8 protein-coding genes and 1 pseudogene are annotated in these 12,648 nt (G+C 63.1%); 3 read left to right on the top strand and 6 right to left on the bottom strand.

What is annotated here, in order from left to right; all coding sequences use genetic code 11:
* The 3 genes and pseudogenes from J4G38_RS17745 to J4G38_RS17735 all read right to left on the bottom strand — a co-directional run.
* Positions 1-130 (bottom strand): annotated as a pseudogene (locus J4G38_RS17745) (carbohydrate kinase); the annotation flags it as partial.
* A gap of 283 nt (positions 131-413) precedes the next feature.
* Positions 414-3,341 (bottom strand): substrate-binding domain-containing protein, encoded by a 2,928-nt coding sequence (locus tag J4G38_RS17740; protein WP_210519262.1) that lies wholly within the window; start codon positions 3,339-3,341, stop codon positions 414-416.
* 174 nt (positions 3,342-3,515) lie between these two features.
* Complete coding sequence (locus J4G38_RS17735) at positions 3,516-5,159, bottom strand: right-handed parallel beta-helix repeat-containing protein (protein WP_210519260.1); 1,644 nt, start codon at positions 5,157-5,159, stop codon at positions 3,516-3,518.
* A gap of 551 nt (positions 5,160-5,710) precedes the next feature.
* On the opposite strand from J4G38_RS17735, the gene J4G38_RS17730 reads away from it, so the two are divergent.
* From J4G38_RS17730 to J4G38_RS17725, 3 genes are all read left to right on the top strand, one after another.
* Positions 5,711-6,337, top strand: a complete 627-nt coding sequence (locus J4G38_RS17730; protein WP_317198212.1) for a LacI family DNA-binding transcriptional regulator — start codon at positions 5,711-5,713, stop codon at positions 6,335-6,337.
* Positions 6,310-6,486, top strand: coding sequence for a substrate-binding domain-containing protein (locus J4G38_RS29015; protein WP_317198211.1), 177 nt, complete (start codon positions 6,310-6,312; stop codon positions 6,484-6,486). Before J4G38_RS17730 ends, J4G38_RS29015 begins: the two co-directional genes overlap by 28 nt.
* A 465-nt stretch (positions 6,487-6,951) precedes the next feature.
* Entirely contained in the window at positions 6,952-9,234 is a 2,283-nt protein-coding gene (locus tag J4G38_RS17725; RefSeq protein ID WP_210519259.1) for a GH92 family glycosyl hydrolase, read from the top strand.
* Here the strand turns inward: J4G38_RS17725 and J4G38_RS17720 are convergent.
* The 3 genes from J4G38_RS17720 to J4G38_RS17710 all read right to left on the bottom strand — a co-directional run bounded on the left by J4G38_RS17720 (position 9,215) and on the right by J4G38_RS17710 (position 12,587).
* Positions 9,215-9,556: a LacI family DNA-binding transcriptional regulator gene (locus J4G38_RS17720; RefSeq protein WP_210519257.1), complete on the bottom strand. Its 342-nt coding sequence runs from the start codon at positions 9,554-9,556 to the stop codon at positions 9,215-9,217. The genes J4G38_RS17725 and J4G38_RS17720 overlap by 20 nt on opposite strands.
* A 75-nt stretch (positions 9,557-9,631) precedes the next feature.
* Positions 9,632-10,453: an SDR family oxidoreductase gene (locus J4G38_RS17715; protein ID WP_210519256.1), complete on the bottom strand. Its 822-nt coding sequence runs from the start codon at positions 10,451-10,453 to the stop codon at positions 9,632-9,634.
* Between the two features lie 271 nt (positions 10,454-10,724).
* A complete protein-coding gene (locus tag J4G38_RS17710) occupies positions 10,725-12,587 on the bottom strand; it encodes a glycoside hydrolase family 2 protein (protein ID WP_210519254.1) in 1,863 nt (620 codons plus the stop codon).
* Positions 12,588-12,648 lie beyond the last annotated feature (61 nt).

The following is a 12,648-nucleotide window of genomic DNA, read 5'->3' as shown; positions in this document are numbered from 1 at the left end:
TGAGCTGCACCTGCTGCCCGAGCTGGTGCAGGTGCAGGGCCACGTTGCAGGGCGCCCCGCCGGGCTGGCGGCCGGCGGGCAGCACGTCCCAAAGGGTTTCTCCAAAGCAGACGATGGCGGACGAAGACATGAGCGGCGGTGATTTGTGACAAATGTCCGCGCCTCGCTAAAGCAAAGCCTGCACATTTAGCACAAACGCATACACAAATCTTTCACCCACTCTAAATATTGGCAACTAACTTATTTTGAATTGTTTAAATTTTAAATAAGTCAGGGAATACGGCGCAGACTTGTATTTTTGTAGCAAGTCTTGAAAAAATGCGCGGGGGTGCGGCGGGGTTTTTCTGCTTGGCGGTGCCTGTTCCAACCGGTGCCCGCGCTGTTCCGGTCCGCGCGGCTTGTGCCGGGGCACCTTAGTCCTCCGGGGTGGTGCGCAGAGCGCGAAATTCGGAGGGCGAAATCTGGTATTTCGCCTTGAAGCTGTTGGAAAAATACGACGGCGACGAAAAGCCGAGCTCGTAGCCCACCTCCGCGATGGTGAGGGCGTCGTCGAGCAGCAGCTGGCGGGCCTTGGCCAGGCGGATGCCCTGGATAAATTCCGTGACCCCGGTGCCCAACAGGGCCTTTACTTTCCGGTAGAGCTGCATCCGGCTCAGGTTCAGGCTGCGGCCTACGTCGTCCACATTGAGCTCGGTGCGGCTCAGGTTGGCTTCCACGATGGCCGTGAGGTCGGCCAGGAACTGCTGGTCGGGGCGGGTGGGCGCCACCGTGGCCTTGTCCAGGCTCAGCTCACGTTGGAAATGCGCGCGCTGGCGGGCGCGGTTGGCCAGCAGCGTGCGCACGCTTTCCAGTAGAAAAGCTGGGTTGAAGGGCTTGGTCAGGTAGAGGTCGGCCCCGGCCTGCACGCCTTCGAGCTGCTGCTCAGGGGCCCCGCGGGCCGTGAGCAGGACGACTGGGATGTGGCTCGTGCGCCAGTCGTCCCGGAGCTGGGCCACCACTTCCAGCCCGCTCAGGCCGGGCATCATCACGTCGCACACCACCAGGTCGGGAATGAGGTCGGTGGCCAGGCGCAGGCCATCGGGGCCGTTGGCGGCGGTCTGCACCTGGAAATTAGTCCGCAGCTTGCGCGCCAGGAAGTCGTTCACCTCGGGGTTGTCCTCAATCACCAGGACCAGCGTGTCGCTCGGCTCATCGGCGGGCAAGTCCGTGGCGGTGGCGGAAGCCGCTGTTGCCAGGGCAACGGCCTCCGCCGGTAGGTGGGGCAGGGTGGGGCGGGCGGTTTCAGTAGCGGCTGAGGTGGGGGCGTGCAGGGCGGCGGGCAGCTCGCGGGGCAAGGTCAGCTCGAAGGTGCTGCCCTGCCCCGGCTGGCTCTGCAGGGCCAGCTGGCCCTGGTGCAGCCGGGCCAGCCCCAGCGCCAGCGCCAGCCCCATGCCCGAGCCCTGCGCCGTGCCAGCCCCATCGGCCCGGCCCTGGTAAAACCACTCGAAAATGTGCGCCCGGTCAGCCTCGCTAATGCCGTGGCCGGTGTCTTCCACGCTGATGCGTACGGTGCGGCCCGCCGCGTCGCCGAGTTGGAGGCGCACCGTAATCTGCCCCTGCTCGGGGGTGAATTTGAGGGCGTTGGACAGCAGGTTGAACAACACCTTGTCCAGGATATTGGCATCGAACCACGCCCGCAGCACCGGCACGGCCGGCAGCCAGTGCAGCCGGATGCCGCGCAGCCGGGCCGGGCGCTCGAACACGTCCACGATTTCGCCCACGAAGTCCACTAAGTTGCCCTCGCTGGCCCGCACGGGCATTTTGCCCACGTCCATCTTGCGGAAATCCATGAGCTGGTTCACCAACTGCAAGAGCCGCTGGGTGTTGCGGCGCACCAGGCCCAGGTCGTGGTGCTGAGCGGCGGTCAGGCCCGCCTTGCCGGTCAACAATTCCTCCACCGGCCCCAGAATAAGGGTGAGGGGCGTGCGCAGCTCGTGCGAGAAATTCGTAAAAAAGCGCAGCTTGGCCTCGGTGTCGGCGCGGGCCTGGGCGGCCAGCTCTTCGAGCTGGTTGCGCTGCCGGCTGATTTCTTCGTTTTGCGTCGTCAACTGCGCGTTGATGCGAGCGTTTTCTTCGTTCTGGGCCGTGATTTGGGTGTTGATGCGGGCATTTTCTTCGTTGCGCAGGGCCAGCTGACCGTTCAGGTGGCGCTGCTTCCGGCCGGCTCGCCAAGCCAGGGCCCCAAAGCCGGCTACCGCCAGCAAAGCCACCAGCAGGACCAACAGCAGCGTGTGCTGGCTGGCGTAAGTGGCTTGCAGGGCCCCCACCAGCGCCTGCTGCCGCTCAATGTCCTGCTGCTGGCTGGCCAGCTGGTCGGTTTGCCGGCGCGTCATCAGCACGTTGGCCGCATCGATGACGGTGATGCCCAGCGCGTTTTCGCGCTCGTAGGGCTGGTGGTTGAGGATGCGCAGGGCCAGGCGAATGGCTTCTTCCCCGCCCGGCAGCTGGCGAATCGTGGCCGCCAGCACGCCGTCCTGCACCAATTGCAAGCCATTGCCCGGCCCCGGCAGCCCGTCCACTCCGATAATGCGTATTTGCCGGGCGCGTCCCAGCTGCTGGCATACCCGGTAGGCCCCCAGGGCCAGCACGTCGCTGTGCGCGAAAATGACGTCCACTTCCGGGTGGGCCCGCAGCAGGGCCGTCAGCTCGGCCTGGGCGCTGAGCCTGCGCCAGCTGCTCGACACCTGGCCCACCAGCTGGAGGCCGGGGTAGGCGGCCAGGCCCTGCACAAAACCTCGGTGCCGCTCGGCGGCTCCCGGCGTGCCGGACAGCCCCTGCACTTCCACCAGGTGGCCCTGCTGGCGCGGCAGGCTCGCGGCGTAGCGGGCGGCTGCCTGGCCCACTTCCAGGTTCGAGCTGCCCACGTAGGCCGTGTAGCGGCGCAGGTTCGTATGCTGGTCGAGCAAGACGACCGGCATCCCCCGGTCATAGGTTTCTTCTATGGTGGCAACTACGTTCAGCTGTTTGGTTCCGCAGGGCGTGACAATCAGCAAATCCACTTCGCCGGGGCCAAGGGCCCGGATTTGGGCCTGCTGCCGCTCCATGTCGCTTTGGCCGTCGAGCATCCGAAACTGCACCTCGGGGTGAAAGCTCAGCTCGCGCCGCATCCCTTCCAGCATGGCTTGCCGCCAGGCCCCCGCGGTATTGCACTGCGAGAACACGATGCGATAGGCCCGGGGCTGCGGGGCTGCGGGCGTACAGCCCGCCAGCAACCCACTGCCCAACGCCCACACGATTTGCGTGCGGGTCCAAAACCTGGGCCACGCAAACGATTTGATGCAGCGCAACCGAAGCAGGGGCAAGGATAAAAAGAGTGGGTAACGGATAAGGAAAGGTAGCAGAAAAATCGCGGGAATGGGAGTAATTCGGCCGGAAACAGGCGTGCTTTAAAAAGGCCCGCTGCTACGGCCTTTGCCGGAAGCAGCGGGCATCCGGTGTTTATTAGCGGACCAGAAATGTTCGCCGGCCGGCCCCGGCTACTGCTCCAGCGAAAGGGCCTGGCTCACGCGGCCCGCCGGCGTGGTCAGCAGCACATGGTACAGGCCGGCCGCCCGGGCCGGGGCCCGGAACGCTTCTTCGTGCGCGCCGGCCGGCTGTTCGCCGTCCACCAGCAAGGCCACGCATCGGCCCAGGCCGTCGAGCACTTCGAGGCGCACGGGCCCCGTGCTGGCGGTGGTGTAGCGCAGCACGACCGGGCCAACGGAGGGATTGGGGTATACTTCGAGCGCGGCCGGCGTTTCGGCGCTGGTTTTGGCGGCGAGCGCCACGGCGCGTTCGTAGGCGCCCAGGTCGGGCAGACTGCCCGCCACGCGCGGGTTGCCGGCCAGGTCGGTGGCCGACAAAAGGTTGTTCACGCCCCTGTCGATGGCCGGGCTGCCGGCGTTGAGCGTGAAGTCCGAGCCAAACGGGTCCGTGCCGGGGCTGACAAACTGCGGGTCGGCCACCACCGCGTTGGTGTTGGGAATCGTGCCGGTGTTGTTATTGGTGAGCGTGACGCCCGTGCCGCCGAAAAACAGGTTGGCGTTGAGCGTGACATTGCTGGCATACTTGACCTGGACCGTGTACTTGGTGGCAGCCACGGCGATGTTGTTCTGGGCCAACACGTCCGAGGCGTAGGCAATCACCAGGTCGCCGCCGGGGTTGGTCGCGGTTTTCACGTTGTGGTAGAGCGTGTTGTTGATGATGTCGCCGTGGTCGCTCTGAAAAAAAGTAATGCCGGCCCCGCCGTTGTCCCCCACCAGGTTGTTGGCGATGAGCGTGCGGCCGGTGTAGCCGAAGTTGCGGTTCGAGTCGACGATGATGCCGTTGCCGTCGGTATAGCCCTTGCAGACACCGCCGCTGAACCAGGGCACGCGCAGCTCGTTGCCGAAGCAGCGGTTGTTGCGGATAATGGTGCGGTAGATGTCGGTGCGGGTGTCGAAGTCCCAGCCCCCGAGCACGCTGATGCCGCTGCCCCCCGAATTGGTGTACCACGCCGTGTTGTAGACCAGGTTGTTCTCGATGGTGATGTAGTCAGCGCGGGCCGCCCCCATGCCGCCGCCCGGGCACTCGAAGATTTCGTTGTCGGCCATGCGGATGTGGTGCGGGTGAATGGTGGCCGTGCCCTTGACGACTATTCCGCTGCCCTGGTAGCGCGCGTCGTAGCCTCCGGTCGGGTTGGCGCAGCTGTAAGTCTGGTTCAGGGCGTCGGCCAGCAGAATGTTGCGGTTGTTGCCCTGCAGCCGCAGGCCGAGGACCTCGATGTAGGACACCCCCAGGCCCGGTCGGCTGACGTCTTCGCCGATATAGACGCCGTAGTAGCCGCTGAACTGGAGCAGGGGCCTGGCGTCGCCGGGGTAGTTGCGAAAGATGATGGGGGCGCCGGCGCTGCCCGAGTACTTGACGTAGAGCAGGCTGCTGCCCGTGGTGATGTAGGTGCCGGCCCGGATGTATACCACGTCGCCGGGCGTCTGGGCCCGGTCGGCCGCGTACTGAATGGTGGCAAAGGCGTTGGTGGGGCTCAGGCCCGTGCCGTTGGCCGTCGTATTAGTGCCCCCGGAGGCCGACACGTAGTAGTTGGTGGCGTGCGCGCCGGACAAGCCCGCCAGGGCCAGTAGCGCCGTCAGTAAAAAGTTTTTCATGGGGTACACTTAAGTGGGAATTGGGAGAAGGTGGAAGCGCGGCAGAAGCAGGAAAAATTAACCCTCATTCTTCAACTTTTATTGGAAAGATTAAATTTATCAACCTGCAGTATGGTTGAGCTTATCCCGGAAATGCCTTGCCTTAGTTCGGCCATCTAAGCAAACTGCTTTGAGTTGCTTTACCTAATTTGCTAACATCGAGGCAATAGGGCAAGTTTTAAGGGCAACAAAGTCTGTCGCAATGAAAAATAATTGCCGCAAGCGTTGCCGCAAACGCTTGTGGCGCGCATCATTGCTGGTGAGTTTCGTCTTTAAATTATTTAATTTCATCTTTGGCCTCCCTGCTGTGCTCCCAACGCTTGGACTTGGCCGGGGCGGTGCCTGAAGTCCTGGCGCGCCGCCCTCATCTTGTCATTATCCAGTTTGCCCGCGCTGCATGAAAAACATCACGGTTACCCTCAAAGCCATTGCCCAGGAACTTAATATTTCGCTCTCCACGGTGTTGCGGGCCCTGCCCAGCCTGCCGGAGGTGCGCCGATACGCGGGCGGCCGTGCACCGGCTGGCCGCCGAACTGGACTATCAGCCCAACCAATTGGCCACCAGCCTGGCCCACAGCCGCACCAAAACCATCGGGGTGCTCATGCCCAGCCTGAGCTACCATTTTTACTCGGCCCTGCTCAACAGCATTGAGGAAGCCGCCGTGCAGGCCGGCTACAGCGTGCTGGTGTGCCAGGCCAACGAATCGCCCCTCCGCGAAATCACCAACATCCAGAACCTGATGCGCAGCCAGGCAGAAGGGTTTTTGATTGCGCTTTCGCGCGATACGAACAGCTGCGAGCGCATCGAGCGCCTAAACCGCAAGAATTTCCCGCTGGTGCTGTTCGACCGCTGCGCCAACGGCATCGCGGCTTCCAAGGTGATTAGTGACAACGAAGCGGCGGCCTTCAACGCCACCGAGCACCTGATTGAGCAGGGCTGCCAGCGCGTTGGCTTCCTGGGGGCAACCTGGTTATCAGCAGCCAGCGGGTGGCCGGCTACCAGGCGGCCCTCGCCCTGGCCCAGCACGGCCTGCACGCGCGCGCCGAGCACCTCCTGCACTGCGACTTCACTCAAAAAAATGCCATCATCAGCAACGAGCCGTTTGCCGCTTTGCAAACGCCGGGCCTCACCAGCGTGAGCCAGCCCACCCAGGAAATGGGCATCGAAACCGTCCGGCTGCTGCTCCGGCAGCTGGACGCCGACCACGAGCAGCCCCCGCCCGAAACCAAAGTACTTGGCACGCAGCTGGTCGTCCGGGAGTCTTCGCTGCGCAACGCTCTTGCCTGAGCCCGCGGCCGGCGGCACTGCTGGGCTTGTGGCAGGCAAGCGGGCGTGCCGAGGTAGGCCATCCGCAACAAAATCAGGGCCGCAAGCGCTGCCGCAAACGCTTGCGGCAACAAAACCGGAAATCCGCTTTTTTTTATCAATCACACCCCGTAACCTTGGCCCACGGGCCCCGCTGCTGGCCGGCCGGTGTCATCAAAATCTCTACCAATCCGGGCCGGGTAATGAGTGGTTTTTCGCCGTCCAACCTGGCAGGCAATAGTCCTTTGGTTACGGGCTGTAACTGGCGAAAACCGCGAATACACCGATGTGGACCCCGTGCCATTCCACGAGATGGCTTAATTCTCAACTACTCACAACTGAGTTTTACCCGCCGAGCACCATGCTGCGTCAAGGGAAATCGTGCTGTAGCTCTCACCGCCTGGGTGCCAGCGGCTCGCACAGGCGACTAACACTAACAGGTCCTTTATGAACACGAAAACAATAACGGCGCGGTACCGGACCAGCGCTTGGCTGGCGCTGGCGGGACTTCTTTGCGTTGGGGCCCCTGCCGCTGGCCAGCAGCCGGGCGGGGCTCCGGCCCGGGTAGTCAAAGAGCCCAAGGGCCGGCAGCTGGTGGATTACGTGGACCCCAACATTGGGGTAATCGATACCGCCGGCTACAGTAATTGCGTCATCGGGCCGCAGCTGCCATTCGGCTCCATCAACCCGAGCCCGCAAACCCGGCGTGGCGACCACGACGGGTACGCGCCCAACCAGCCCATCCGCGGCTTCGGGCAGCTGCACGTGAGCGGCACCGGCTGGGGCAAGTACGGGCAGGTGTTCCTGTCGCCGCAGATTGGCCTGGCCCCCGGCGAGGAGGCACACGACTCGCCCAAGGAAAACGAGCACGCCACGCCCTACGAATACGCGGTGAAGCTGAGCCGCTACGGCATCGGCGTGGCCGTGACGCCGGCCCGGCACAGCGCCATCTACCGGTTCGAATTCCCCAAATCCGACGACGCGCACCTGCTACTCGACATCACGCACTGCCTCGTGCGCGACATCGTGCCGTTTGTGGGCGGCAAAGTGCTGGCCGGCCGCGTGGCGTTTACCGGCCCCGCTCACGACGAAATCCGGGGCTACGGCACCTACCGGGGCGGGTTCGGCGAGGGCGACTACAGCGTGTACTTTTGCGCCCGGCTCAGCCAGCGGCCCGCCGCCACCGGCACCTGGCGCAACGGCACGGTTAGCCCCGGCCAGGCCGCCGACTCGCTGCGCCAGCCCAACGACCGGGTAGGGGCTTATTTTAAGCTCCGCACCACGGCAGACGAAGCCGTGTACCTGAAGGTGGCGGTATCGCTGAAGAGCACCGCGCAGGCCGCGCTCTGGCTGGACGCCGAGGTGCCGGGCTGGAACTACGCGGCGGTGAAAAAGCAGGCCCAGGCGGCCTGGAACCAGCAGCTGGCCAAAGTAGAAGTCGGGGGCGGCACGGGCCCCGAGCGCCGTATTTTCTACACCGCGCTCTACCACGCGCTGCTCATGCCCCGCGACCGGACCAACGACATGCCCGGCTTCGGCAAAGACGTGCCGGTGTGGGACGACCATTTTGCGGTGTGGGACACCTGGCGCACCATGTACCCGCTGCAGGTGCTTCTCAACCCGGCCATGGTGGCGGGCAGCATCAACTCCTTCGTGGCCCGCCTGGCCCAAAACGGGGTAGTGAAGGACGCGTACATCGACGGCCACGACATGGTGGAAGAGCAGGGCGGCAACAACGTGGACAACATCATTGCCGACGCCTACGTGAAAAAGCTGCCCGGCGTGGACTGGAACAAAGCCTACGAAGTGCTGCGCTACCACGCCGACCAGGAGCGCCTGGGCAGCTTCGCGTGGCGCAAGGAGGAGCCCCTGCTGGGCTACTACAAGAAGCAGGGCTGGATTCCGTTCGGGCCGATGGCCGGCAACATGACGCTGGAATACGCCTACAACGATTTTTGCGCCGCGCAAGTGGCCAAGGGCCTGGGCCACTCCGCCGACTACCAGCGCTATCTGGCCCGCAGCAAAAAGTGGGTGGCGCTGTGGAACCCCGACGCTGAAAGCGACGGCTTTAAGGGTTTTATCGTGCCCAAAACGCAGGACAAGGACTTCCTGCCCATCGACCTAAAGGCCCGTCAGGCCTCCTGGCGGCAGTTTTTTTACGAGGGCAGCTCCTGGACCTATTCTTGGTTTGCCCCGCACCAGATTGACACGCTTGTCGTGCTCAACGGCGGTAAGGCGTCCTTCGCTACCAAGCTGCAGCACGCCTTCGACCATCGGCTGCTTCAGGCCGACAACGAACCCTCGTTCCTGACCGTGCAACTATTTCAGCACGTGGGCCGCCCCGACCTGAGCAGTTTCTACGTGCGTCGCCTCATGCGCCAGGGCTACACCGAAAAAGGCTACCCCGGCAACGAGGACAGCGGCGCGATGGGCTCATGGTACGTGTTTTCCGCGATGGGCATCTTCCCCAACGCGGGCCAGGATATGTATTACCTCACCAGCCCGGTCTTTCCCGAGGTGAAGCTGCGGCTCGGCCAGGGCCGGGTTTTTCGCATCGTGGCCCACCACGCCGGCCCCGAAAACATCTACGCGCAGTCGGTAAAGCTCAACGGCAAGCCCTACGCGAACTTCTTCATCACGCACGAAGATATTATGCGGGGCGGCGTGCTGGAGTTTGAGATGGGCCCCGCCCCGGCCCCGCAGCAAGTTGTTAGCCAAAAGACAAATTAGAACTGGAGGTGGTCGGGCAATTCTGGCCAGCATAGGGTCTTATTTTTCTTCCGTCATGAAAGACAGCTCCCACCCTGGACATTTTAAACAAAGCCAGCGCCCGCACATAATCGTCGTGCGTAAGGTATAGCAAGACGTGGAAGCCGCTATGGCGGGCCACTTCCTCAATGCCGTTGATGGCGAGCGCGAAGAAGTGGTTGGTTACCTTCGGAATCACTGCCTTGGTGGTCTTGCTCACATGGCGGCGCAAGCTGCTGGCGTGGTCGTTCGGCTGGTAATTAAGCTCCGCACCGATTTGTGCGGCGCTGGACGGCCATTCCATTACGGCGGGGTGCCGGCCAGTAGGGCAGCTTGGCCATGCTCCTCAGGTCGGCAGGGGCTGGTTTTCCGCAGTCTGTTACACCCCGCTAAAAGCGTTGAAGCCGCCGTCAACCAGTACGGTTTCGCCGTTCACGAAGCGGGAGGCGTTGCTGAGCAGGTAAATCAGCGTCCCGGTCAGCTCCTCCGGCTCGCCGAAGCGTTGGAAGGGCGTGTGGGCTATGAACTTGCGGGCGCGCTCGGTGGGCGAGCCGTCGGCGGCGACGAGCAGGTCGCGGTTTTGCTCGGTGAGGAACACGCCGGGCGCGAGGGCGTTCATGCGGATGCCGCCGCCGTAGCGCAGGCCCAGCTCGGTGGCCATCCAGCGGGTGTAGCCTTCGATGGCGGTTTTGGCCAGCGTGTAGCCCATCACCCGCGTGAGAGGCCGCTGGGCGGTGAGTGAGGAGATATTGACGATGGAGCCGGTGCCCTGGTCGGCCATCACGCGCCCAAAAACCGTGGTCGGAATCACGGTGCCGAACAGGTTCAAATCCACGGCCCGCCGGGTGTCCTCAATGCCCACATCGAACAGGTTCTGGCCGGGGCCGACGGTGGCGCCGGGCAGGTTGCCGCCGGCGGCATTCACCAGGCCGTCGATGCGGCCCCAGGCGCTCATGATTTTGTCGCGGGCGGCGTTCATCTGGCCCGTATCGAGCACGTCGCCGAGGAGGACCAGGCACTCGCCACCGGCGGCGCGAATGGCGGCGGCCCGGGCTTCGGCCCGCTCGGCGTTGCGGCCCAGGATGGCCACTTTGGCCCCGGCTTCGGCCACGGCCAGCGACATGGACGCGCCCAGCACGCCGGTAGCGCCGGTGATAATCACTACCTTATCGGCTAACGAGAATTGATTGAGGGAAGGCATGAATGCAAAAAGATAGCGACTGCCGTAAAATCAGTAAACAACTGAATGGCAATGTGTAGGGTGGTTTGGGTAATGCGTTTATGCTTGCTGGCGGCTACCGGCCACAGCTGCTCCAACCAAGGCCTCAGGTCTACGTTCCCACCATTTTCGTGAGGCGCTGGGTTGGTTAGCGGAACTGCTTTGCGACATCCGATAGTATATTTAGAATATTGCGGCCGGCAGCCGCCAGGTAAGCATAGTGGAGCCGGTGGAGCGGCTCTGAAAAAGGAGCTTATTTGCCGTCGTATTTCTGGGCCATCCGGTGGTAGTAGTCCTGCAATACGTAGAACGCTTTCTTCTTTACCCCGGTACTCGAAATCAGGCCCTTGCGGTTGAAGCCGTTCTGGTACACCGGGTGCTGGCGGCGGGTGGCGCGGAAATCAGCCAGAATCCAGGGCGTCATGCCGCGCAGGCCGGCTATTTTGCTCAGCATCAGGAGTTGATTTTGGTATAGCGCCTCCTGGTATTCCTCGCTCCAACGGGTGTTGGCATCGCCGTGGTAGCCGGCCAGGGCATCACCGCCAAATTCGCTGATGACCACCGGCTTGTTGTATTTGATGTCGAAAGTGTAGTTGGGCACGTCGCTAAGCTTGTCGCTCCAGTACCAGCCGGCGTACTCGTTGAAGCTGGTCAGGTCTAGCTCGGCGCCCAGGGCGTCGTCTACCGTCACCTGGGAGCCGTCGCGGTGCAGCTCCAGGGCCGCCGCGATGAGGCGGGTGTCGTCCAGGGCGCGGGCTTTGCGCACCAGGCTGGTCATGAATTTCAGGCGCGCCTCGCCGGGCGGGGTTTCGTTGCCCACCGACCAGACCACGATGCTGGCCCGGTTTTTTCCCATCGAAATCAGGTCGGAGAGCTGGGTTTCGGCGTTCTGGTAGGTGGCCGGGTTTTGCCAGGCGATGGTCCAGTACACGGGCACTTCGGCCCAGACCAGCAGCCCCATTTCGTCGGCCAACTTGAGCATGATTTCGTTGTGCGGGTAGTGGGCCAGGCGCACATAGTTGCAGCCCAGCTCCTTGGCCCAGGTGAGGAGCATGCGCAGGTCGCCCTCGCCGCGCGCCCGGCCGGGAATCAGCGGGTTCTCGTCGTGAATGGAAATGCCGCGCAGGAAGAGGGACTTGCCGTTCAGCAGAATGTCCTGGCCCTTGGTTTGAATGGTGCGGAAGCCGATTTTGTCCTGCACCGTTTCGCTGCCGTTAGTCAGCGTCACGGCGTAGAGCTTGGGACTCTGCGGCGACCACAGCTGGAGCTTCCGGGCCGGGATGCTGAAGGTGGCCCGGCCATCAGCATCGGTTTTGAGGCTTTGCCTGAGGCCGGCTTCGGCGATGTTCAGCGCGACCAATTGGCCGGATTTGCCCGCGCCATCAAGCTGCACGTAGCCAGTGAGCCTGGTGGGGTCGTTTTTGGCCAGCTGCACTTTATAATCGACAATAAACGTCTCGGGTGCTTCGGCAATGAATACGTCGCGGGTGATGCCGCCGTAGTTCCACCAGTCGGTGTTGATGGTCGGTACCGCCTCCGGGTGGCGGGTGTTATCGGCCTTCACCACCACGAAGTTGTCGCCACTCGGGTTCAGCTTGCCCGTCACCTCAAACTGAACGGGCGTGAAACCGCCCTGGTGCATGCCCAGCTTCTTGCCATTGAGGTAGATGTGGGCCTCGTAGTTTATCGCCCCGAAATAGAGGAAATACCGTTTCCCGGCCGCCGGCTTCAGCTTGAAATTCTTCTTAAACCAGATGGTGCCCTCGTAGTACAGCAGCTTGGCATCCTGCGAGTTCCAGTCGCCGGGCACTTGTAGCGCCGCTGAGTGGTCGAAATCGTACTCAATCAGCTCGGGCTCCTGCGCCGTGCTGGGCTTCTGGTTGTCGTAGTAGCCGCCCTTGCCCGACGGAGACTGGTCGAAGGGCATGCGGCGGTAGTCGTAAAAACCGGTTTCGTAGGGGTCGAGGATGTAGTTCCAGCTGCCGTTGAGGCTGAGCACGCGGCGGGCCGGCGCATTCTGAATCAGGCTGGTTTGGGCCAGCGCTGAGGGGCCGGCGAGGATGCCGGCCATCAGTGATAAAATGGCAAAAAGTTGCAGCAGGGCGGGTTTATTCATGAAGCGAACAGAGGTGTTATGAGGCAGGAGAAACGGGAAGACAACGCCATTGGACCATTGC

Source organism: Hymenobacter terricola (assembly GCF_017921975.2).
Taxonomy (GTDB): Bacteria; Bacteroidota; Bacteroidia; order Cytophagales; family Hymenobacteraceae; genus Hymenobacter; species Hymenobacter terricola.
This window is presented reverse-complemented; position numbering and strand designations above follow the sequence as displayed.

What these genes read in the sequence shown, in the direction of transcription:
- J4G38_RS17710 (WP_210519254.1), bottom strand. Translation starts at nt 12,587, where the DNA reads ATGAATAAACCCGCCCTGCTGCAACTTTTTGCCATTTTATCACTGATG.
- J4G38_RS17725 (WP_210519259.1), top strand. Translation starts at nt 6,952, where the DNA reads ATGAACACGAAAACAATAACGGCGCGGTACCGGACCAGCGCTTGGCTG.
- J4G38_RS17735 (WP_210519260.1), bottom strand. Translation starts at nt 5,159, where the DNA reads ATGAAAAACTTTTTACTGACGGCGCTACTGGCCCTGGCGGGCTTGTCC.
- J4G38_RS17715 (WP_210519256.1), bottom strand. Translation starts at nt 10,453, where the DNA reads ATGCCTTCCCTCAATCAATTCTCGTTAGCCGATAAGGTAGTGATTATC.
- J4G38_RS17720 (WP_210519257.1), bottom strand. Translation starts at nt 9,556, where the DNA reads ATGGAATGGCCGTCCAGCGCCGCACAAATCGGTGCGGAGCTTAATTAC.